The 22,428-nt window shown below is 58.2% G+C and carries 22 protein-coding genes; 4 read left to right on the forward strand and 18 right to left on the reverse strand.

From position 1 onward, the window contains the following. Positions 1-69: 69 nt before the first annotated feature. Entirely contained in the window at positions 70-918 is an 849-nt protein-coding gene (locus ACNKU7_RS05200) for a PDZ domain-containing protein (protein WP_418295904.1), read from the forward strand. A gap of 80 nt (positions 919-998) precedes the next feature. On the opposite strand, the gene lysS is transcribed toward ACNKU7_RS05200, so the two are convergent. Further along, positions 999-2,486: a lysine--tRNA ligase gene (gene lysS, locus ACNKU7_RS05205; RefSeq protein ID WP_418295905.1), complete on the reverse strand. Its 1,488-nt coding sequence runs from the start codon at positions 2,484-2,486 to the stop codon at positions 999-1,001. Between the two features lie 107 nt (positions 2,487-2,593). Continuing rightward, a protein-coding gene (gene prfB / locus ACNKU7_RS05210) for a peptide chain release factor 2 (RefSeq protein ID WP_418295906.1) occupies positions 2,594-3,689 on the reverse strand; the annotation gives its coding sequence in 2 pieces (ribosomal slippage) (positions 2,594-3,616 and positions 3,618-3,689; 1,095 coding nt in all). 189 nt (positions 3,690-3,878) lie between these two features. On the opposite strand from prfB, the gene ACNKU7_RS05215 reads away from it, so the two are divergent. Next, the gene (locus ACNKU7_RS05215) at positions 3,879-5,030 is read left to right on the forward strand and encodes a pectinesterase family protein (protein WP_418295907.1); all 1,152 of its coding nucleotides are present in this window, start codon (positions 3,879-3,881) and stop codon (positions 5,028-5,030) included. 8 nt (positions 5,031-5,038) lie between these two features. On the opposite strand, the gene ACNKU7_RS05220 is transcribed toward ACNKU7_RS05215, so the two are convergent. The 14 genes from ACNKU7_RS05220 to ffh form a co-directional block, all read right to left on the reverse strand. Beyond that, positions 5,039-5,428: a MerR family DNA-binding protein gene (locus ACNKU7_RS05220; RefSeq protein WP_418295908.1), complete on the reverse strand. Its 390-nt coding sequence runs from the start codon at positions 5,426-5,428 to the stop codon at positions 5,039-5,041. Between the two features lie 88 nt (positions 5,429-5,516). Then, on the reverse strand, positions 5,517-6,047 hold the full coding sequence (locus ACNKU7_RS05225; protein ID WP_418295909.1) for a hypothetical protein: 531 nt from the start codon (positions 6,045-6,047) through the stop codon (positions 5,517-5,519). A gap of 29 nt (positions 6,048-6,076) precedes the next feature. After that, entirely contained in the window at positions 6,077-6,709 is a 633-nt protein-coding gene (locus tag ACNKU7_RS05230) for a LysE family translocator (RefSeq protein WP_418295910.1), read from the reverse strand. Between the two features lie 25 nt (positions 6,710-6,734). After that, the gene (locus ACNKU7_RS05235; RefSeq protein ID WP_418295911.1) at positions 6,735-7,646 is read right to left on the reverse strand and encodes a DMT family transporter; all 912 of its coding nucleotides are present in this window, start codon (positions 7,644-7,646) and stop codon (positions 6,735-6,737) included. A gap of 19 nt (positions 7,647-7,665) precedes the next feature. Further along, positions 7,666-9,399 carry a single-stranded-DNA-specific exonuclease RecJ gene (gene recJ, locus ACNKU7_RS05240; RefSeq protein WP_418295912.1) on the reverse strand — a complete coding sequence of 578 codons (1,734 nt, stop codon included), beginning with the start codon at positions 9,397-9,399 and terminating at the stop codon, positions 7,666-7,668. 85 nt (positions 9,400-9,484) lie between these two features. Then, complete coding sequence (thrC, locus tag ACNKU7_RS05245) at positions 9,485-10,876, reverse strand: threonine synthase (RefSeq protein WP_418295913.1); 1,392 nt, start codon at positions 10,874-10,876, stop codon at positions 9,485-9,487. A gap of 72 nt (positions 10,877-10,948) precedes the next feature. After that, positions 10,949-12,322 carry a homoserine dehydrogenase gene (locus tag ACNKU7_RS05250; protein ID WP_418295914.1) on the reverse strand — a complete coding sequence of 458 codons (1,374 nt, stop codon included), beginning with the start codon at positions 12,320-12,322 and terminating at the stop codon, positions 10,949-10,951. A 246-nt stretch (positions 12,323-12,568) separates the two neighbouring features. Then, a complete protein-coding gene (locus ACNKU7_RS05255) occupies positions 12,569-13,327 on the reverse strand; it encodes a DsbC family protein (protein ID WP_418295915.1) in 759 nt (252 codons plus the stop codon). Between the two features lie 235 nt (positions 13,328-13,562). Further along, positions 13,563-14,465 (reverse strand): site-specific tyrosine recombinase XerD, encoded by a 903-nt coding sequence (xerD, locus tag ACNKU7_RS05260; RefSeq protein WP_418295916.1) that lies wholly within the window; start codon positions 14,463-14,465, stop codon positions 13,563-13,565. Positions 14,466-14,567: 102 nt separating this feature from the next. After that, positions 14,568-14,918 carry a 50S ribosomal protein L19 gene (rplS, locus tag ACNKU7_RS05265; RefSeq protein WP_418295917.1) on the reverse strand — a complete coding sequence of 117 codons (351 nt, stop codon included), beginning with the start codon at positions 14,916-14,918 and terminating at the stop codon, positions 14,568-14,570. A gap of 84 nt (positions 14,919-15,002) precedes the next feature. Next, positions 15,003-15,764: a tRNA (guanosine(37)-N1)-methyltransferase TrmD gene (gene trmD, locus ACNKU7_RS05270; RefSeq protein ID WP_418295918.1), complete on the reverse strand. Its 762-nt coding sequence runs from the start codon at positions 15,762-15,764 to the stop codon at positions 15,003-15,005. Continuing rightward, positions 15,764-16,312, reverse strand: a complete 549-nt coding sequence (rimM, locus tag ACNKU7_RS05275; protein WP_418295919.1) for a ribosome maturation factor RimM — start codon at positions 16,310-16,312, stop codon at positions 15,764-15,766. Before rimM ends, trmD begins: the two co-directional genes overlap by 1 nt. A gap of 34 nt (positions 16,313-16,346) precedes the next feature. After that, the gene (rpsP, locus tag ACNKU7_RS05280; RefSeq protein ID WP_418295920.1) at positions 16,347-16,586 is read right to left on the reverse strand and encodes a 30S ribosomal protein S16; all 240 of its coding nucleotides are present in this window, start codon (positions 16,584-16,586) and stop codon (positions 16,347-16,349) included. Between the two features lie 236 nt (positions 16,587-16,822). Then, positions 16,823-18,241, reverse strand: coding sequence for a signal recognition particle protein (ffh, locus tag ACNKU7_RS05285; RefSeq protein ID WP_418295921.1), 1,419 nt, complete (start codon positions 18,239-18,241; stop codon positions 16,823-16,825). Positions 18,242-18,427: 186 nt separating this feature from the next. Between ffh and ACNKU7_RS05290 the strand changes: the two genes are divergently transcribed. Beyond that, the gene (locus ACNKU7_RS05290; RefSeq protein ID WP_418295922.1) at positions 18,428-19,243 is read left to right on the forward strand and encodes a cytochrome C assembly family protein; all 816 of its coding nucleotides are present in this window, start codon (positions 18,428-18,430) and stop codon (positions 19,241-19,243) included. A gap of 69 nt (positions 19,244-19,312) precedes the next feature. Beyond that, positions 19,313-20,584: an HlyC/CorC family transporter gene (locus ACNKU7_RS05295; protein ID WP_418295923.1), complete on the forward strand. Its 1,272-nt coding sequence runs from the start codon at positions 19,313-19,315 to the stop codon at positions 20,582-20,584. Between the two features lie 24 nt (positions 20,585-20,608). On the opposite strand, the gene rnhB is transcribed toward ACNKU7_RS05295, so the two are convergent. Together rnhB and lpxB are read right to left on the reverse strand one after the other, a co-directional pair. Further along, on the reverse strand, positions 20,609-21,223 hold the full coding sequence (gene rnhB / locus ACNKU7_RS05300; RefSeq protein WP_418295924.1) for a ribonuclease HII: 615 nt from the start codon (positions 21,221-21,223) through the stop codon (positions 20,609-20,611). 42 nt (positions 21,224-21,265) lie between these two features. Further along, complete coding sequence (gene lpxB, locus ACNKU7_RS05305; RefSeq protein WP_418296135.1) at positions 21,266-22,405, reverse strand: lipid-A-disaccharide synthase; 1,140 nt, start codon at positions 22,403-22,405, stop codon at positions 21,266-21,268. Positions 22,406-22,428 lie beyond the last annotated feature (23 nt).

Below are 22,428 nucleotides of genomic sequence, written 5' to 3' on the forward strand. Positions count from 1 at the left end.
CGAGATTGCCATTCGCAGTAATCCAGCCTGCGCAAATCTGAGTTACCCAAATGCAATGCAGGGGCAGATATGTACCTGAACAAGCCAGTGGTTATCGCCACCACTGCTTCCCTATTTTTTATTGGCGTCGCTATCGCCCAGTGGCGCGGATCAGATGAAACCACACACGCAAGCGGCTTCGCCGGTGGCAATAACCTGGAGTCCCGTATCCAGCAACTGGAGTCAACCCTGGATGAAACCCTAAAAATCCAGACCCAGCTACTCGAACTGGTCAATGAGCTGAGCGGCCGGCTCCTGCCGGATCAGGACAGTTCGGGAACCCGCAATGCGTCTCTCATCTCCCCCGAGCAATCCGCCGCGACCGGGTCATCACAACCGCCCTCCCACAGCGCAAGCGGCCATACAACCCGCTACGACCGCATGCGCGAAAGCCAGATGCGGCGCCTTACCGACGCAGGGCTCAGCCCTGAACGCGCGGCCTTTATCGTCGACAAGCAAGAGCGGATTCAGTACGAGCAGATGCAACTGTCTTATGAATATCGCTACCTGAAAGACAAGTCTTCGGCAGCCGCCCGCGCCCTGCAGGAGAAGATACATACTTACAGCAATCCCCGGCGAGTCTTTGAGCAGGAACTCAATAGCGATGAATTTGAGCAGTACCTGGAAGCCCAGGGTGGTCGCTCCGAGCTGCAGATTGGCGATTTGCTGGAGTCCACTCCAGCGTACGAGGCTGGACTCCGGCCGGGAGACAAGATCATTCGTTACAACAACCAGCGCATATTCCATATGGGCGATCTTAGATCGCAGGTCTACCAGGTAGAACCCGGGAAAAATGTCGCGGTGGAGATCCAGCGCCAGGGCAGTTCCAGCAGTGAAATCATCTATATCCCAAGCGGGCCCTTGGGAATTCGCGGATAGCGCAATCACTGTGAGACCAATGCAAAAAAGGCGATAACCTTTCGGTCATCGCCTTTTTTATGCGCCATTTGGTGTGCCAATTATTCGCCGTGTACTTCCGGTCGCATGTGCGGGAACAACAGCACGTCGCGAATAGACGGTGAATTGGTCAGCAGCATCACCAGACGGTCGATACCGATACCTTCACCGGCGGTGGGCGGCAGGCCGTATTCCAGTGCGCGGATGTAGTCTGCGTCGTAGTGCATCGCCTCGTCGTCACCGGCATCTTTCTCGGCAACCTGCGCCTTGAATCGCTCGGCCTGATCTTCTGCGTCATTCAGCTCCGAGAAGCCATTTGCGATTTCTCGGCCGCCAACAAAGAACTCGAACCGGTCGGTAACAAACGGATTGTCGTCGTTACGACGGGCCAGCGGAGACACTTCCGTCGGGTACTCGGTAATAAAGGTCGGCTGGTCCAGACGGTGCTCTACCGTTTTCTCGAAGATTTCGATCTGCACCTTGCCCAGGCCCCAGATGTCCTTCAGCGGAATCTCAAGCTTCTCGGCAACAGCGCGCGCGCCGTCCATGTTATCGATGTCCGAAGCACTCAGTTCCGGGTTGTACTTGAGAATGGAGTCAAACACGCTGATGCGATCGAACGGCTTGGCAAAGTCGTAACTGCTGCCCTGATATTCCACCGTGGTGCTGCCTAGCACATCGGTGCAGATACCACGGATCATATTTTCAGTAAGATCCATCAGGTCGTTGTAGTCCGCATACGCCTGGTAGAACTCGAGCATGGTGAACTCGGGGTTGTGGCGTGTCGACAGACCCTCGTTACGGAAGTTGCGGTTGATCTCGTATACCCGCTCAAAGCCGCCCACAACCAGGCGCTTCAGGTAAAGCTCCGGCGCAATACGCAGATACATATCGATATCCAGCGCATTGTGGTGGGTAATAAACGGGCGCGCAGATGCGCCGCCGGGAATAACCTGCAGCATCGGCGTTTCCACTTCCATGAAGTGATTGTCGTTGAGGAAGCTGCGGATATAGCTAATCACTTCGGAGCGGACGCGGAATACATCGCGGGACTCCGGGGTGGCAATCAGGTCTACGTAACGCTGGCGGTAGCGCATTTCCTGGTCGGCAATGCCATGGAATTTTTCCGGCAGCGGGCGCAGGGCCTTGGTGAGCAGGCTGAATTCCTCACAGTTAACGTACAGGTCGCCTTTGCCAGACTTATGCAGCGCGCCTTTTACCCCTACGATATCGCCGATATCCCAGGTACCCCAGCGCTCTTTGATTTCTGCTTGCGCCACTTTGTCGGCGTACAGCTGGATTCGACCGGACACATCCTGAATGACCAGAAAGGGGCCACGCTTGGCCAGGATACGACCGGCAACACATGCCTGTTTACCCGCAGTTTCCAGCTCTTCCTTGGACTTCTCGCCAAATTCCTGTTGCAGATCCGCGGCCAGGTGCTCGCGGCGAAAGCTGTTCGGGAATGCATTGCCCTTTTCGCGAATGGCGCTCAGCTTGGCGCGACGCTCCGCGATCAGTTTGTTTTCGTCTTGCTGGATATCTGTCATGGTGATCTTTCGATTGCGGTTTTTGAATGGGCCTTCCCCCGGCGGGGGAAGGCGGACGGGACGTGTGCGGGACAACCCGCCGGCGGAGCGGGTCTCCGCCTCCCGGTTTAAAGGCCGGCCTTCAGGCTCGCCTCAATGAACTGGTCCAGGTCGCCATCCAGTACTGACTGGCAGTTGCTGGTCTGCACGCCGGTGCGCAGATCCTTGATACGCTGGTCATCAAGCACGTAGGAGCGAATCTGGCTGCCCCAGCCGATGTCGGATTTGCTCTCTTCCATCGCCTGTTTTTCGGCATTGCGCTTCTGCATTTCCTGCTCGTACAGCTTCGCTCGCAGCATCTTCCACGCTTTGTCGCGGTTCTGGTGCTGTGAGCGCTCACTCTGGCACGCCACAACAATCCCGGTCGCGATGTGCGTCAGGCGCACTGCGGAGTCGGTTTTGTTCACGTGCTGACCACCGGCACCGGAGGCTCGGTAGGTATCTTCGCGCACCTGGGACTTGTCGACTTCGATTTCGATGTTGTCATCGATCTCGGGCGAGACAAAGACAGAGGTAAACGATGTGTGGCGGCGGTTGCCCGAGTCAAACGGCGACTTTCGCACCAGTCGGTGCACCCCGGTTTCCGTGCGCAACCAGCCAAAGGCATACTCGCCCTGGAAGTGGATAGTGGCGCTCTTGATACCGGCAACTTCACCGGCGGAAGCCTCTTCCAGCGTCGTTTTGAAGCCGTGCGCCTCGCCCCAGCGCAGGTACATACGCAGCAGCATTTCAGCCCAGTCCTGGGCCTCGGTACCACCAGAGCCGGCCTGGATATCCAGGTAGGCATTGTTCGGGTCAGTTTCGCCGGAGAACATGCGGCGGAACTCGAGAGTTTCCAGCTGCTGCTGCAGATTGTTCAGCTCGTTGGCAACTTCCCCAACGGAGTCTTCATCGCCCTCTTCCACCGCCATGTCCAAGAGTTCGCGGCAGTCGCCAATACCGGCATCGAGGTCTTCGATGGTTTTCACCACCGCCTCCAGGGAAGAGCGCTCACGCCCCAATTCCTGGGCACGATCGGGATTGTCCCACACGCTGGGCTCGGCGAGCTCCAGCTCGACTTCGGTCAGGCGTTCTTTCTTGCCAGCGTAGTCAAAGATACCCCCTGAGAACGTCAGTGCGCTCTGCGAGGTCTTTCATCTGATTGAGAAGCGGATTGATTTCCATAGGTTCTGCGGATTTCCGTCAGTTAAAGCGGCCGCGCATTCTACCTCACTAAATCCACAGAATTAAGGGGGCGCAGGTTGCCTGTTACAGGGCCTGATTTCCCCCAAGCCCGGCGTGCGCTTGAGGTTCACCACCGGGCAGCGCTAAAATGGCCTGACCAATAATGAATTACGATCAAACCAATTTCCCATGCGCATTTCACTTTTGACACCCTACCTCCCGCTGATCACACAGGGGCTGGTGATGTCACTGCTGGCGATCAGCCCTATTGCTGCCTGTGCCCAACCAGTCAAATACGATGCGATTATCGGCACTGCCGCTGCTGGATATGAGGGCATACCGTCATACCCCACTATTACCGCAGCCCTCGCCGCGGCCCCCGACAACCGCCGATCCCCGTTTGTGGTCTATCTGGCGGAAGGCAGGTACCGGGAAAAGGTATTGGTGAATAAGTCCAGTATCCACCTGATCGGCGCGGGGCCGGACAAGAGTATTATCAGCTTTGGCGATTATGCCGGCATGCCTGCGGCAGGAACCGGGGAGCCAATGGGCACTTTTTCCACCGCAACGCTTACGGTGGAAGCCAGGGACTTTAAGGCAGAGAATCTCACCATTGAGAACAGCTTTGACTTCCTCGCCACTGACGCCCTCCCCAAGGGCCATAAGGAAAAAATCAGCGGCACCCAGGCCGTGGCGCTGAAGACCGGCGTTGACAGTGATCGCGCTGCATTTCGCAACGTGCGCCTCAGCGGCTTTCAGGACACCCTGTTCGTGCAGGGCGGCAGAAGCTACTTCGTCGAGAGCATTATTGAAGGCAATGTGGATTTTATTTTTGGCGCTGGACAGGCCCTATTCGAGCGCAGTGACATCATCACGCGCCCGAGGGCCACACAGCGGAAAACCGTTGGTTATATAACCGCACCCAGTACCGACATAAGCAACCGGTTTGGCCTGGTCTTCCTCAATTGCCGCCTGCTGAAAGCCCCCGGCGTACCGCCGGGCTCTTCCCCCCTGGGGCGCCCTTGGCATCCGACAACCACCTTTCCCGACGGGCGCTACGCGGATCCAAGCGCGATCGGCGCCAGCATCTTTATCAACACCTATATGGATGACCACATCCCGGAAGATGGCTGGGCATCTATGCGCGGAACCAGCCGGGACGGCTCTAAAAGCACCGTTTTCACCCCGGAAAGCGCGCGCTTCTTCGAGTTCGGCAGCTACGGCCCTGGCGCTGCCATTAACCCGAAAAGGCGCCAGCTATCCGAGCGGGCTGCAGCGGAGTACACCTCAGCGAATATTCTTGCCGGCTGGCAGCCGGTATTTCTCACGTCCGGGCGGTAAAGTTCCAGTCAATGGCCGCTAGCCAATTGATGCAGGATGGCACAATCCGGTGAGTCGCCCCCGGCGCAGGAAGCCTCCAGGCTGCGCAGGCTGTCGCGCATTTGTTGAAGGCTCTGCAGCTGGACTTCTATCTGGGCAAGCTTTTCCTGAACCAGCAACTTTGCATCATGGCTGCGCCGGGAGGGGTTCCGGTACAGGTTAAGCAGATCGCGCACCTCCTCGACGGCAAAACCGCTGGCGCGAGCGCGCTGGATAAACTGGAGGGTTTCCAGGTCAGCAAGTGAGTACTCGCGATAGCCGTTTGGCCCCCGCCCGGGGATGAGCAAGTTGACCGACTCGTAATAACGCAGGGCCTTGGTGCTGAGCCCCGCGCGCCTGGCGGCGTCAGAAATGTTCATGGGGAAACTCCTGTATGGCTGAAGAACCATGCAGGAGTTTCTGGGTTACCGCAAGGGTAAGGTCAACCGCTGCAGCAGAACCCCGGCGTCAGTGTGTTGGGTTGCGCGAGGAGCCGGTGCCCGTGTTCGGTGGGCACTCCTTGAAGCGGTGCGGAACCTGAGACGCAGGGTCAAAACCGAGCGCCAGTGCAGCATCCAGCATGGATGCCGGTATCCGGTGCACAAGAATATCCCCGGTCGCGCCGCCGCAGACCTGGGGGTACATACGGTCGGTTCGCACGGCACAACGGGACTCCGCCACACTGACGCCCCCTTGCTGTAAGGTGGCCCTGCTCTGTTCGAGCGAAATACCACCGCCCTCACACTGGCGGTTTCCCATTGGCTGCATCACCCAGAGCGTGGTGCTGTCGCTGTCACTGCGGCTTTGCATCTTTCTCTCTCCTCCCATTTCCGGCACGGATGGTTTGGATACTGGAGCAATCGTTTCCGATGCGGACTGCTCAACCGCCGCCTCGTTGCCCTTCTGCTTGTCGGCGCCCTCATTCTGACCACCACAGGCCACCATGGCCATCGCGGCCAGCAACAAACCGCCCAACAGCATTCCTGGTTTCAGCATCATTCGACTCCCTGTTCGTCTTTATATCAGTGTCAGCTTAGCGCGAGCCACCCGCCAACGCCCAGCATCAATGTGCCCGCAATACGGTTCATGAGCCGTACATTCTCCCCATTGCGCAACAGTCTGCTCAACGTGCGCCCGCCAGCGGCATAAATAAACATACACACGGTTTCCAGAAGCAGAATAATTGTGAGCAACACGGTTAACTGAGGGGCGAGTGCGTACTGGCTGTTGATGAACGGGGGCAGCAGCGCAATAAAAAACGCCCACCCCTTCGGGTTGGCTACCGCTGTCACAAAGCCCTGGGTGACCAGCCCCCAGCGCGAAACCATCGCGCCCGATTCTGTGGCGTCATCCAACATGACCAGCCGCCCCCGGGATCGCCACATCTGGACACCAAGGTACGCCAGGTAAAGCGCACCCACATATTTGAAAACCTGAAAGGCCAGCGGGTACTTCAGCATCAGTGCCGCAATACCCATCACTGCGGCCAACGCCACCAGCGCCACGCCACACAACTCGCCGAGCATCATCCACATGGTTCGACGTACCCCTACCGCCATCCCCAGGGTAAGTGCCAGGGTCATGCACATACCGGGTGTGATCGAAACAAAAAAGAAAGTGGGCACGAACAGCGCCAGCACTGCCCAGTCGATGACCGCCATTGGATTCCCCCGTTGCGCCGCGAAATCAGTGGTGCGTGCCGGTATGGTTGCCGTAATGGCTCACCAGCATACCGGCGAGCATCAGGCCACAGCCAAGCAATTCTCTGGCCGTCAGCAGTTCATTCAGGAACAACCATCCCGCCGCCAGTGCAAACACCGCCTCCAGACTCATGATGACCGTGGCGTGCGAAGGCGCTGCATGGCGCTGCGCAAGCAATTGGAAGGTAAACGCAATGGCCGTTGAAAACACCATCATATAAGCGATGGGCCAGGCGGCATCGATTGCAGACTGCAGGCTGGGCGTCTCCACAATAAAGGAGCCAATGGCAGACAGCAGGCCGCATACCAGGAACTGGATTGCCGCCAGGCGCAAGGCGTCGTACCGGTGCACAAAGTAATCCGCCGACAACACCTGGATCGCGAAAACAAACGCACTGGCAAACACCATCAGATCGCCGATCAACTGAGCTTGCTGGCTAAAGTCAGCCAGCCAATACAGCCCCAGCAGAGCCAAGGCGATCCCCGCCCAGGTCCAGCGGTTGGTCTTGTGCCCAAGAGACAGACCAATCACGGGTACCAGCAACAGGTAAAAACCGGTGATAAAACCCGCGCGCCCCGCGGTGGTATACAGCATCGCAGCCTGCTGCAGCGCCGCCCCGAGAAACAGCCAGAACCCCAAAATTGCGCCGCCAGGCAGGCATTTGCGCCAGCGATGATGAACCGTAGCGCCCCCTTCCTCTCCCGGCTGCAGATCGCGACGGGAGGAAAGCCAGTACACAACGGGAATCAACAACAACCCCCCGAGGAAAAATCTCCAGGCGTTGAATGCCAGTGGCTCGATATGTGCCATGGCAAGCTTCTGCGGCACAAACGCCAGGCCCCAGAAAAGTGCGGCCAATACCAGTAAAAATTCCGCCTGAATCTGCTTGCGGTTCATTGGTTATTACCTCAAAAAATTAGCGTAAGGCTTCCAGGTGACTGACCATCAACTGGAGCGACTGACGGCCTCGAAACTCGTTGATATCCAGTTTGAACGCCAACCGGACACGGTCAACCTGAGCCGGCCAGAAATCGGTGTCGATATTGAAGGCAATGGCGTCGAGGGCCCGCTGGGGCTCGGCTGCCGGTGCCACCACCATCTTCAGGTGTTTTTCCCCGACGATGCGCTGTTGCAACAACAGGAATTCACCGTCGAACTGGGGTTCGGGGAAAGCCTGCCCCCAGGGCGCACAGTCGCGCAGCAATGCCGCAGTTTCCATGGAAAATTCTGTCGGCGCCAGCTCTCCGTCCGAGTCGATTACCGCCTGCAACTGGGATTCACTCAGGCGGTTGCGCACCGCCTCCTCGAAAGCACGGGTAAAGGCCGCAAGATTCTCTGCGGGCAGGCTGAGGCCCGCGGCCATGGCGTGACCACCGTACTTGCTGATCAGGTTGGGATGGGCTGCCGCCACATCACTCAGGGCATCGCGGATATGCAAGCCGGCTATCGAGCGCGCCGACCCCTTGATCAAATTGTTGTCGCCATCCGCGAACGCGATCACCGGACGGTGGAATTTTTCCTTGATCCGGCTCGCCAGAATCCCGACCACCCCCTGATGCCAGGCTGCATCGTACAAGCACAGGCTCCACGGGAGTTCGCCGCTGCCCAGCTGCAGCCTGTCCAACGCCGCCATCGCCTCGCGCTGCATTCCCGCCTCAATCGCCTTGCGATCGCGGTTCAGCCCATCCAGCTCGGATGCCAGCTCCCGCGCTTCTTCGGCGTCTTCCGTCAGCAGGCAGCGAATGCCGGTGCCGATATCGTCCAGGCGACCGGCGGCGTTGATCCGCGGGCCGAGAATAAACCCGATGTCAGTCGTCGACAGGCGTGCGCGTTCGCGGCCGGCCACTTCCATCAACGCATGAATTCCGGGCCGGCAGCGCCCTGCGCGAATACGCGCGATCCCCTGATGCACCAGCACACGGTTGTTTTGATCCAGCGGAACCAGGTCCGCCACCGTGCCCAGTGCCACCAGATCCAGATAGTCCGCCATGTTCGGCGCACTGATCCCGGAAGCCTCGAACCACCCCTGCTGCTGCAGAGCAGTGCGCAGGCGGCTGAGCAGATAGAAAATAACCCCCACGCCGGCGAGGTTTTTACTGGGGAAGGCACAGCCAGGCTGGTTGGGATTAACAATGGCATCCGCTTCAGGCAGCTCGCTGCCCGGTAAATGGTGATCAGTGACGATCACCTTGAGACCGGCGGCCCTGGCCGCGGCCACGCCATCAATACTGCTGATGCCATTGTCTACGGTAATCAGGAGATCCGGCTCGTATTCGCAGGCCACCTCGACAATTTCCGGGGTCAAACCGTAGCCGAATTCGAAGCGGTTGGGCACCAGAAAGTCTACGGGCCCCGCCCCAAGCGCGCCGAGCGCCAAAACCGCCAGGGTACTGCTGGTTGCCCCATCGGCATCGAAGTCGCCAACGATCAGTATTTTTTGCTGCTTTTGCACCGCCTCGACCAGCAGTGCCACTGCGGTTTCAACACCGCGCATCGCGGCCGGGTTGTGCAGGCGGGCCAACTGATGATCCAGTGCTTCTTCACTGGTTACGCCCCGCCCCAGAAGGACACGCTGGAGGATTTTCGGTGTAGAAGAAGAAAAACGGCCAGTGGACAAATCCACTGGCCGCCGTCGAATGATCGCGCTCATCGAATCCGGTCGCTCTGGTTAGTTCCGGTTGCGCCGGTATCACTACCGGCAAAACCCCATTCTAACCCAGCCCTGCCGGCGGGACTCAACCCAGAGCGTGCGAGATAAAATCGTGTACTGCAGAGATGTCGTTTTGCAGAACTTGCATCCGCTCTTCGCGATCCATCAGATCCTGCATATGATGAGGCAGAGGCACCCGGGTTCCCGGCAACGCCTTGTCCACCGCCTCACTGAACTTAGCGGGATGCGCGGTCGCAAGGCAGACCATGGGCTCGGCTGTGGACCTCCGCGCACGTCGCGCGGCTTCCACCCCAATAGCCGTATGTGGGTCGAGCAGGTATTCGGTGGTTTCAAATACATCGCGAATCACCTCAACCGTACGCGCGTCGTCGACCCGCTCCGACGAGAACAGGCCTCGAGCTTTATCCAGGGCCGCTGGCGAGAGCGCCAGGGGTGCACTGCGATCAGCCAGCAATGCGCCAATCGCATCGCCGTCACGATCGTACAGATCGAAAAGCAGCCGTTCGAAATTACTGGACACCATGATATCCATACTGGGCGAAAGGCTGTGCACGAGCGGCTTCGGCGAATGGTCATTGGTGCTGATACAGCGGTGCAGAATATCGTTGGCGTTCGTTGCGATCACCAGCTGGTTGATCGGCAGCCCCATCCCCTTCGCCAGGTAACCCGCGAAAATATCGCCAAAATTCCCGGTCGGTACCGAGAAGTTCACCGTCCGGTGTGGCCCGCCAAGGCTCAGTGCCGCATAAAAGTAGTAAACGATCTGGGCCATGATACGCGCCCAGTTGATGGAGTTGACCGCCACCAGGCGACGACCATCCGGCAGGAATGACTGATCGGCAAAGCTAGCCTTTACCATGTTCTGGCAATCGTCGAAGTTCCCTTCCAGCGCAATGTTGAACACATTGTCGGATTGCACGGTGGTCATCTGCTTGCGCTGAACCTCTGACACCCGGTTGTGCGGATGCAGAATAAAGATATCGATATTCTCGCAGTGGCGGCAGCCCTCGATGGCAGCAGATCCGGTATCACCGGAAGTCGCGCCCAACACCACCACTTTTTCGCCGCGCTTTTTCAACAGCAGGTCGAACAGCTGGCCGAGGAACTGCAGGGCGAAGTCCTTGAATGCGAGCGTTGGCCCCTGAAACAGCTCCAATATCCACTCATTGTGGGCCGTCTGCACCAAGGGCGCGATGGCCTTGTGCCGGAAGTTGGCATAGGCGCGGTCGATTATCCCGCGCATTTCCTCTTCGGTCAGGTCCTCGGAAACAAATGGCCACATGATCCGGAACGCAAGCTCCTGGTAATTGAGGCCGGCCATTTCAGCGATTTCTTCACGGCTGAATTGCGGCAGCGTTTCCGGAACATACAAGCCGCCATCGCTGGCGAGACCAGCAAGGACGGTATCGGCAAAACTGAGAGACGGCGCGCGGCCGCGGGTGCTGATAAATTTCACAGTAAATCGGATTCTGGTTCGGTGAATTTGAGCAGCCGGGGCCAAGCCCCGGCCGGGAGAGTGCTTACAGGGTCAGCCCAGGGACTCGACACGAATACGGACTACAGGGCCCTGGATGCTATCGAGCGCTTCAATCTGGCTCACCGCTTCCTGCAACTGGGCCTCGCGTGCTCGACTGGTCAGCAGTACCACTGGAACCAGCTCTTCATCTTCGGCTGGCTCGTGCTGAATCAAAGCCTCGATACTGATGCCCTGGTTGCTACAGATGGTCGCGACCTGGGACATCACACCGGGCTTGTCGAAAGCAGAAATACGCATGTAATAGCTGGTTTCGGTCTCGCTCATCGGCAGCACGTCGTCGATATCGCCCTGACTGTCCTGGGTGACACCCGCAAGTGGCACGCGCTGATCCGGCCGCACATGCAGTGCCCGCGCGATATCCACGATATCCGCGATAACCGCCGATGCTGTCGCCTCAGAACCAGCACCAGCCCCGTAATACAGGGTCGGGCCCACGGCATCACCGTGCACCAGTACCGCATTCATTACACCGTTGACGTTGGCAATCAGCCTGCGCTGGGGGATCAGAGTGGGATGCACTCGCAACTCGACGCCCTCACCGGTACGACGTGCGACACCCAGATGCTTGATGCGGTAACCCAGTTCATCGGCATAACGGATATCTTCTTTAGATACCCCGCTAATACCTTCTGTATAGACTTTGTCGAATGCCAGAGGCATTCCGAACGCCAGCGATGCCATGATCACCAGCTTGTGGGCCGCATCAATACCTTCCACATCAAAGGTGGGATCCGCTTCCGCATAGCCGAGAGCCTGCGCCTGGGCCAGGGCCTCATCGAAGCTGCGGCCCTTTTCGCGCATCTCGGTCAGGATGTAATTACCAGTGCCGTTGATAATGCCCGCCAGCCACTGGATGCGATTACCCACCAGGCCCTCGCGCAGGGATTTGATGATCGGGATGCCGCCGGCAACCGCGGCTTCATAGGCAATGGTTACGCCCTTCTCTGCCGCTGCCGCAAACAGCTCGTTGCCGTGCTCTGCGATGAGCGCCTTGTTGGCGGTGACCACATGCTTGCCATTCGCAATGGCCGCAAGCACCAACTCGCGGGCGACCGTTGTGCCACCGATCAGCTCCACCAGAATATCTACATCGGGATTGGCCGCGACGTCGAAAATTTCTCGGGTAACAGGCAATTTGCTGGTATCGCAGGCAGGATTATCCCGGCGCGCACCGATCTGAATAATTTCGACTGGCCGCCCACAGCGCGCTGCGATCTCCCGGCAGTTGCGCTTCATGACATTGACGGTACCGCTTCCTACAGTTCCCAATCCACAGATACCAATACGTACCGCCGACACCGAGTGTGCGGTAGTGGATGTAGATTTTTCTTCGGCCTGGGTGGCCTCATCGGCAAATGCGCTCACAACTTCCCTCCGCGCATGATCATCTTGAATACTGCGCAATAACTGGCGGATAAATCCCAAAAAGGCCGACAACCTTACTGAGATTCGAGGGAAATTGTCAATAAAATTGCGCACGCAGGTCAAACCTTGCGCAATTCGGTAGTGAGCTGTTTGCGGGGCGCGCGGATGCAGCGGGGAAGCCCCCTCCGAAAGCGCCGCGCGGGAGGCGGGATATGGGCGCGCCGAAGGCACGCCCATCGACGAAGATCAGATACCGAGGGCTTTTACCAGCGTATCTGGAGGCAGGTAACCAGGCACTACCGTGCCATCCTCCATCACGATAGTCGGTGTGCCGCGCACATCGATCGACTCATTGCCCAGTTTGTATTGGGCGGCTACCGGATTGTTTTTACATACATTGAGCGGCACGTTTTCGCGGTTCTTCAATTTTGTGAGCGTGGCATTCGGATCGTCCGCACACCAGGCCGTGGCAATCTTCCGGTAACCCAGGGAATTCAAGCCCGCACGCGGGAATGCCAGATAACGCACTTCGATACCGCGGCGGTTTAACTCCGGCACATCATCGTGCAGCTTGCGACAATAACCGCAATCGACATCGGTAAAGACATAGATGTGCGCCTTGGCTTTGCCCTTGGGCGAAAACACGATCATATCGTCCAGGTTCTGGCGTTCCATGATCGATGCGCGCTGATGCGTACGGCGCTGCTCGGACAGGTTGACTACCTGCTGAGGCTTCACCTCAAACAGGTCACCGGCAATGAAATGCCCCCCATCTTTGGATACGAACAGCACGTTACCGCCGTCGACTTCCACCTCATACAACCCCTCAACCGGACTCTCGCGCACCTCACCAATCGTCGCACGGGGGTTGCCGGCGGTCAGCTTTGCTTTGATCTGCTTGGCAACTTCGCCGTCCACCTCTGCGTGGGCAACCTGGCCCCCGGCAGCGGCAATAGCGCCAGCCAACGCCAGCAGGCGTGCCGACCGCAAGGAAAATAAAGTCATTTCTTGTGTACTCCGGTCATGTTCGTCTTTTCGACTCCGGCAGTGAACGCCGGTTCCAGCCAGTATGGCAGCATTTTGCGACGATGTTTTTGTACGGCAGTTTTTACTACATTCCGCAGTGCAGCGCCAATCAGGCTATTTTGCCCGCCCCCGTGCGACGGCAACAGGATACACGGCACATATTGAGCAAGCCGGGCCACCCGCGCCCTAAACTGGCACTTAAATGCGCCCACAGCTAGCCGCGCGGGTGGTGCGCACCGTGCAATGCCTGCAGGCGTGCCCGGGCAACCTGGGTGTATATCTGCGTTGTGGAGAGATCTGTGTGCCCCAACAAGAGCTGAACAACGCGCAGATCCGCCCCGTGATTCAGGAGATGAGTAGCAAAGGCATGCCGCAGCGTATGGGGCGACAACGGTTTGTCGATGCCGGCAACCGCGGCCCAATGCTTGATTCGATACCAGAATGTCTGCCGCGTCATGGGCTCGCCGCCACGACCGGGAAAGCAGGCGTCACTTTCACCCAACGCCAGAAGCTGCGGGCGAGCTTCAGCAAAGTAGCGCTGCAGCCACTGCTCTGCCGCCTGCCCCATGGGCACCAGGCGCTCCTTGCGCCCTTTACCAAATACGCGAACCACCCCTTGGCGCAAGCTTATCTGCGAGACCCTGAGCCCCACCAGCTCCGAGACCCGCAGCCCACAGGCGTACAACAACTCAAGCATGGCGCGATCACGGAGGCCGATGGGGGCCTCGGTATCCGGCGCGGCCAAGAGCTGCTCCACGTCCTGTTCCGACAGAGACTTGGGCAGGGGCTTCGGCAGCTTAGGGTTATCCACCAGAGCCACCGGATCCCGTTCTATCAGGCGCTGCCGCAGGCAAAAGCGATAAAAGCTGCGCAGTGCAGCCAAAGCCCGCGCGCTTGAGCGCGCCGACTGGCCCGCAGCCTGTTTGCCACTGAGGTAGCCAAGCACGTCCTCACGTCCCACGGCCAGCAGATCCCTGCCCCGCTCATCGCAATAGCCCGCAAAGGCTTTGAGGTCGCGCCCATAGGCGGCACGGGTATGCTCGCTTGCGCCACGCTCGGCCCAGAGCATATCCAGCCACGAGGTTACCAGCGGCAATTGTCGGTCATATTGTTTCATACAGGCATTAAATCACACTGAGGGAAGACAAAAGATCCGCCGCCACTTATTTCAGGCATAAAAAAACCGGAGCGAGGCTCCGGTTTTTTCGCAAAGAGAGGCTTAGTTAAGCTTTTCTTTGATTCGAGCTGCTTTACCAGTCAGGTTGCGCAGGTAGTACAGCTTGGCCTGGCGCACGTCACCGCGACGCTTGACACTGATGCTGTCAACCAGCGGGCTGTGAGTCTGGAAAGTACGCTCAACGCCAACACCATGAGAAATCTTGCGCACGGTGAAAGAAGAGTTCAGGCCGCGGTTACGCTTGGCAATCACTACACCTTCGAACGCCTGCAGACGCTCACGGTTACCTTCTTTTACCTTTACCTGAACTACTACGGTGTCACCCGGAGCGAATTCCGGCAGTTCGGCTTTCAGCTGTTCCTGTTCCAGCTGCTGGATGATCTTGTTGGTCATTTGGAGTTCTCCAAAAGGGTTTTATGTAGCCTCACGGCTAGATCACCGGATTACTCCCGCCTCTCGGCGAATCCGACATTAATTCTACTCCCCGGAGTTCTGCTCCTGCAGGAACTCGTCCAGCAGTCGAGACTGCTCCGGGGTAAGCGCCAATTTGCCTAACAAATCAGGTCGGCGCTGTTGCGTACGCCCCAGGGCCTGTTTTAGGCGCCATAGGCGAATCTTTTCATGGTTCCCGGAAAGCAAAACTTCCGGTACCGCCCGACCCTGGAAATTTTCCGGCCGGGTATAGTGTGGGCAATCCAGCAGTCCCTGGGCGAAGGAGTCCTCCACCGCAGACTGGTTATGACCAAGCGCTCCCGGTATCAGGCGGGTAATAGTATCCACCAATACCATGGCAGCCAGTTCACCACCACTCAGGACATAGTCACCAATTGACCACTCTTCATCAATCAGGCTTTCGACGATACGCTCGTCGATACCTTCGTAGCGCCCAGCCAGCAACACGAGATTGCCGCTGCCTGCGAGCTGCTCCACGCCACCCTGATCCAGCTGCCGCCCCTGGGGTGACAGGTAAATCGTGCGGGCATCGCCAGTTTCCTCCACCCAGTTACGGGCATCGGTCAGCGCTTGGGACAGCGGCTCAGCCAACATCACCATCCCCGGCCCGCCCCCATAGGGACGATCGTCGACAGTGCGATGACGGTCACTGGTGTAATCCCGGGGATTCCAGCAGCGAACCTCGAGCAAACCATCCTTCACTGCCCGACCACTGATTCCGTAGTCGGTCAGCGCGGCAAACATCTCCGGAAAGATGCTCACCAGCGCGATGCGCTTGGCAGACATCAGAACTCTGGATCCCAATTGACGTGAATAACGCCGGCATCCAGGTCGATCGCAGTAATGAATTCACCGGGAAGGTACGGAATCAGGCGCTCGCGCCCATCCGCTCCTCCGCGTACCACCAGGACATCATTCGCCCCAGTCTCCATTATCCGCTGCACTTGCCCGAACTGGTATTCACTACCGTCAAACTGACTTACCACCTGCAGGCCCTGCAGCTGATGCCAGTAATATTCACCGTCTTCCAGCTGCGGCATTTCGCTTCCGGAAACGGCAATATCCCGCTGGCAATACTGCGCAGCGAGGTCACGGTCATCAACACCCTTGATGTGAACAACAAGCCCTTTACCGTGCTGTTTGCCCGCATCAATTTCAATGGGTTGCCATTGTGAGCCGCCCTGAGCACCGGGCACCTGCAGCTGCCACTGGGAGAACTGCAGGATATTTTCCATGGGCTCGGTATAGGAATGCACCTTTACCCAACCCCGGACTCCGTACACGGAAGTGATACGCCCAACGGTGACCAGCTCATTTGCTGTACTTTCAGCCACAGACGTACCTCCGTCCAGAATCCGACAGTGCGGATCAGGCGGATTCTTTCAGCAGCTTGCTGACGCGGTCAGACACTTGCGCGCCCTGACCTACCCAAAACTCAACGCGCTCGCGATCCACACGCAGACGCTCTTCCTGACCGCGGGCAATCGGATTGAAAAAGCCAACACGCTCAATGAAACGACCGTCGCGGGATTTGCGGCTGTCGGTCACAGTCAGGTGATAAAACGGGCGCTTCTTCGCACCACCACGAGCCAAACGAATGGTTACCATGTAGCTATCCTGTAGTTTCAACACTAGCCGGTCGCAGTTGCAACCGGGGGATTTCCGCCTCGCGGCGGTAATACAGATCCTGCCAAAACAAAATCTGCTTTAAAATCAATTAACAGCAAGCACAGGCCCGCTGAAAGGCGGCGTATTCTAATGCACGTACCCGGGTTTGTATAGCGCCAGTTCCGAACCGGACGCGCGCCCCACTGACATACAGCAAACCCGCCGCCGCAAAGCCCTTACTTCTTGCGAAAGCCGGGAGGCAGCCCGCCGGGCATACCACCGCCCAAGCCGCCGAGGCCGCCCGCCCCACCCATGCCGGGGAGACCGCCCATACCGCGCATAAGCTTGCCCATACCGCCACCTTTGAGCTTCTTCATCATTTTGCCCATCTGCTTGTGCTGCTTGAGCAGGCGGTTCAGATCCTGGATCTGGGTGCCGGAGCCCATTGTGATCCGGCGCTTGCGCGAGCCATTCAGCAACTCGGGGTTGCGACGCTCTTCAGGTGTCATGGAGCTGATCATAGCGTCCATACGACGAAATTCTTTGCCCATGTCTGCCTGTTGGGCCGCCTGCGCCAGGCCGCCCATACCCGGCATTTTGTCCATCAGCGCACCCAGTCCGCCCATATTCTGCATCTGCTGCAACTGATCCCGCAGATCCTCAAGGTCGAACCCCTGGCCCTTCTGAACCTTCTTGACCAGCTTTTCAGCCTTGGCCTTATCAATCGTCTGCTCGGCCTGCTCGATCAGGGACAGGATGTCGCCCATGCCCAGAATTCGAGAGGCAATTCGATCCGGATGGAAGGTTTCCAGCGCGTCCGTCTTTTCACCCACACCGATGAACTTAATTGGCTTGCCGGTCACATGGCGAACAGAGAGTGCCGCACCACCCCGGGCATCGCCATCCGCTTTCGTGAGAATCACACCGGTCAGCGGCAATGCGTCGTTAAATGCACTGGCAGTATTCACCGCGTCCTGACCGATCATCGCGTCAATCACGAACAGGGTTTCGGCCGGATCCAGTGCCTCGTGCAGGCCGCGGATCTCATCCATCAGCTGCTCATCGATATGCAGGCGGCCTGCGGTATCCACAATCAGCACATCGGCAAACTGCTTGCGGGCTGCCTCTACCGCGCCGCGCGCGATATCTAACGGCTTTTGATCCGGCGTTGACGGATGGAACAGCGCCCCCACTTCTCCGGCCAGCGTTTCCAGCTGTTTAATGGCAGCAGGACGATAAACGTCCGCACTCACCACCATCACCTTTTTCTTTTCCCGCTCCTGAAGGTACTTGGACAGCTTCGCCACGCTAGTGGTTTTACCCGCACCCTGCAGGCCCGCCATCAGAATCACAGCGGGTGGCTGGACGGCCAGATTGAGCGGCGTAGCCGCCTCCCCCATCACACTGACCAGCTCGTCCTGAACGATCTTGACGAACTGCTGGCCAGGATTGAGCGCCTTGCTCACCTTCTGACCGACAGCGGCGGTGCGCACCTGCTGCACGAATGCCTTGACGACAGGCAATGCCACATCCGCCTCAAGCAATGCTTTGCGCACTTCACGCAGCGTATCGCGGATATTGTCGTCCGTCAGACGCGCCTTACCCGTAACCTTTTTTAAAGCTGACGATAAACGGTCGCTCAGGTTGTCGAACATATCACCTTCTCAATCGCAATTTTGGCTGGCAGCGGGCACCCGGCCCGGAAAACGCGGCAGTATATCCCAGCAGGGCGCGTTTGTCGGGCGCGGATTATATACATCCACGCGCTAAAGTGCCCATCCAGCAGCGCCTGCCCTTTCCAGCGCCGGCGCGCTGTGACAAACTCCCCGCCACGAAAATAATTGACGGAAGATTCGATGGCGGGTCTCGCCCACTGGACGGCAATAGCACTTTACATAGTTACTACAGGCGTAGCGGCTACGGCACTTGTTCGCCAACACCAGCCCGGCAAGTCACTGCTCCTGGGACTTCTCACCTGTGCGCTCGTAGCACACGCCATCTCACTCCGGCATATCCTGACGGCCGAGTCAGGGTTTCGCTTTGACCTTTCAGCCATGCTGTCTCTCATTGCCTGGTCCGTCATGCTGCTGCTTCTGGTTCTTTCCCGGCGGCACCAGCTGACCCTGCTGATACTCGCCGCGACTCCGCTCGCAGCCCTGGCCGAACTCGCCGCAGTGCACTCCTGGGGCGGCGTGCCACCACGCCAGCAGATATCACCAGGCATCGCAGCGCACGCCCTGCTGTCCATATCAGCCTACTCCATGTTGACGCTGGCCACACTGCAAGCCCTGTACCTGTATTGGCTCAATCAGCAGCTCCACAATCACCGACCGTCGGGCGCCAGCCGCTTTCTCCCCCCGCTACAGACGATGGAAAGCCTGCTTTTCGGCCTGATCGCATTCGGTCAACTGCTACTCACAGCAGCACTCATCACCGGCGCACTGTTCATGGAAGACATGTTCGCCCAGCACCTGGTGCACAAAACAGCCCTGTCCATCCTGGCCTGGATTCTGTACAGCATCCTGCTGTGGGGACACTGGAAGAAGGGCTGGCGCGGCAACACCGCTGTTCGCTGGACCCTAAGCGCGTTCTCAGTGCTGATGCTGGCGTTTTTTGGCAGTAAACTCGCGCTGGAAGTCATTTTGCACCGAGGCTGACCGACCCGAACTTGCGAGCCGGAACAATCTGTTCCAATATCGCCCTATTCCCATAAAAAGAGTTCCCCCTTGAACGAGATACCTCCCGGCCTATTGTTTGCACTGATAGGCCTGCTGATAGTCATTTCCGCTTTTTTCTCCAGCTCCGAAACCAGCATGATGGCGCTGAATCGCTATCGCCTGCGGCACCAGGCGAAAAGCGGTCACCGCGGCGCCAAGCGCTCGATGGAGCTTCTATCGCGCCCGGATAGACTGATCGGCGCCATTCTTATCGGCAACAACCTCGTCAATATCCTTGCTTCTGTCATTGCCGGCGCCGTGTTTACCCGGCTCTACGGCGAGGCCGGCGTCTGGTACGCGACCGCAGCCCTCACTCTGGTGGTACTGATTTTCGCCGAAGTCACACCGAAAACCATCGCCGCACTTCATCCGGAAAAAGTCGCCTTTCCTGCAAGCTGGCTACTGAAACCATTGCTGTGGCTGCTGTCCCCCTTCGTGTGGTTTGTGGGAAGCATCTCCAACGCACTCGCGCGCCTTGTCGGTGTCGAGGCAGGCAAGGAATCAGAAGCGGAACACCTCGCGCCCGAGGAACTCAGGACGGTCGTATTCGAATCCGGCGCCCTGCTCCCTACAAAGCACAAGGGCATGCTGCTCAACGTACTGGACCTCGATCAGGCTACAGTCGAAGACATCATGATCCCACGCAATGAAGTGGTGGGCGTCGACCTGGACAACACGGCAGAGGAAATACTCGCGCAACTGGCAGAAAGCAGCTTTACGCGACTGCCGGTATACCGCGGTGACATTAATAATGTCGTCGGCATCCTGCACCTGCGTCGCGCAGCACAAATCCTGCGCGATGGCCCCGAGAAGCTCACTGCAGAGACTCTCAAGACGCACCTGAACGAACCCTACTTCGTACCGGAAGCGACCCCACTACCTACGCTGCTGATGAACTTTCAGCAGAAAAAGCGCCGCATGGGACTCGTCGTGGACGAGTACGGCGAAGTGATGGGTATCGTCACCCTGGAAGACCTGCTGGAAGAGATTGTCGGTGATTTTACGGCCAGCCCGGTCCCCAGCGATGACGAGGAAATCGTTGCCCAGGAGGATGGCTGGTATCTCATTGACGGCGGCACATCGATCCGGGACATCAACAGAACCCTGCACTGGGAGTTGCCGACCGACGGGCCCAAAACCCTGAACGGCCTGATCATGGAACACCTGGAGAGCATCCCGGAAGGCAATATCAGCCTGTACCTGCAGACCTACCTGATTGAAATCATGGAAGTCTCGGACAAGATGATCACCAGTGCCCGCGTAAAAAAAATGGGCGGCTAAATGCCGCCCATACAGTTTTAGAAGTTACAGCAATTCCAGCTGCCGCCTGACCGGCCCAAAGCTGCGCCGATGTATTGGGCTTGGGCCGAGGCGCTCAAGGGCCTCCATATGCAATTTGGTCGGGTAGCCTTTGTGGCCGGCGAGTCCGTAGCCCGGGTAACACTGATCGAGCAGGGTCATTTCGCGATCACGCGTGACCTTGGCCAGAATCGATGCCGCCGCAATCGCTGCAACCCGGTCATCTCCCTTCACCACAGTATCACAGTCGTAACCCCAAACAGGCTTGCGATTACCATCCACCAGTACAAATTCCGGCTGCACGGCCAGCTGCTCCACTGCCCGCCGCATGGCCAGCAAACTCGCCTGCAAAATATTCAACTGGTCAATTTCCTCAACCGTCGCGCGCGCAATCGCGAAACTAAGCGCCTTCTCGCGGATTTCGTCGAACAATAAATCGCGCTTTTTCTCACTGAGCTTTTTTGAATCCGCAAGCCCCTCGACAGGGTGACGCGGATCGAGAATCACGGCAGCGGCAACAACATCACCTGCCAGTGGCCCGCGCCCCACCTCGTCGACACCGGCAAGCAGGTCGCCGACATAGGAACAAACATAGGGAGGAAGAGACTTCTTGTTACTCATGGGAAGGAAATGACTAAATTCGTTGGGAAAAATCGAGGCGCCTTAAGACGCCTCGCGCGATGCAAGCAGCCTGCAAACGGATTCAGCAGCCCGCTCAGACGCATCGCGACGCAGCTGCTGATGCAACTCACCAAACTCCCGCCGCAACTGATCTTGCAGTAACGGATCATCAAAATACTGAAGTATCGCCGCCCCTAATGCCTCAGGTGTCGCGTCATTCTGCAGAATTTCAGGCACCAACTCTCGCTGTGCCAGGAGGTTTGGCAATGACACCCATGGGGTATGCAACATGCGGGAAAATATTGCGTACGAAAGCGCCGCCATCTTATAGGCAACCACCATCGGTTTGCCCATCAACATGGTTTCCAGTGTCGCGGTGCCAGAGGCGATCAACACCGTATCGGCGGCGGCCAGCGCTGTTTGGGAATCGCCATCCAACAGCGTCAGCGGCAAGTCCGCACAACCCGGCGCTTCCGCAATCTGCGCCTCGAGCTGCTGCCGGCGGTCAGCGCTGGCGGCAGGCAATACAAATTTCAATTCAGGGCGACGCTGATGACACCACTTGGCAGCCTGTAAAAACAGCGGCCCGAGTAAACGCACCTCACCACCACGGCTACCGGGCAGCAGAGCGACTACCTGATCGTCGCTAGAGAAGCCCAGCTTTTTGCGCGCTGCAGCCACATCCACATCCAGCGGTATATCGTCAGCCAGCGGATGCCCCACGAAAGTGACGGGCACCGCATGTTCGCGATAAAAGTCCGCCTCAAATGGCAACAGTGTAAGAATATGATCCACCGCGCGCGCAATTTTCTTGATGCGCCCGCGCCGCCAGGCCCAGACCGACGGACTGACATAATGGACGGTAGGAATACCTGCAGAGCGCAGCGATTCCTCCAACCCCAGATTGAAATCCGGGGAGTCGATACCGATAAAGACGTCGGGAGGATCCTGAATAAAATATTGGCGAAGTGTGCGCCGAATCTTCAGCAGCTCCGGCAATCGCTTAAGGGGCTCCACCAGCCCCATCACCGACAGCCGCTCCATAGGGAACAGGGACTCGGCACCCAGCGCCTGCATCCTTGGCCCGGCTATGCCGACCACCTCAACCTGCGCATACCGCTTTTGCAGTGCAGCAATCAGCCCCGCACCGAGAATATCCCCAGACGCCTCCCCTGCGAGCATACCCACTCGCAGGGTTGCCTTGC

This window comes from Microbulbifer weihaiensis (genome assembly GCF_048323715.1).
In the GTDB taxonomy this organism is placed as follows: Bacteria; Pseudomonadota; Gammaproteobacteria; order Pseudomonadales; family Cellvibrionaceae; genus Microbulbifer.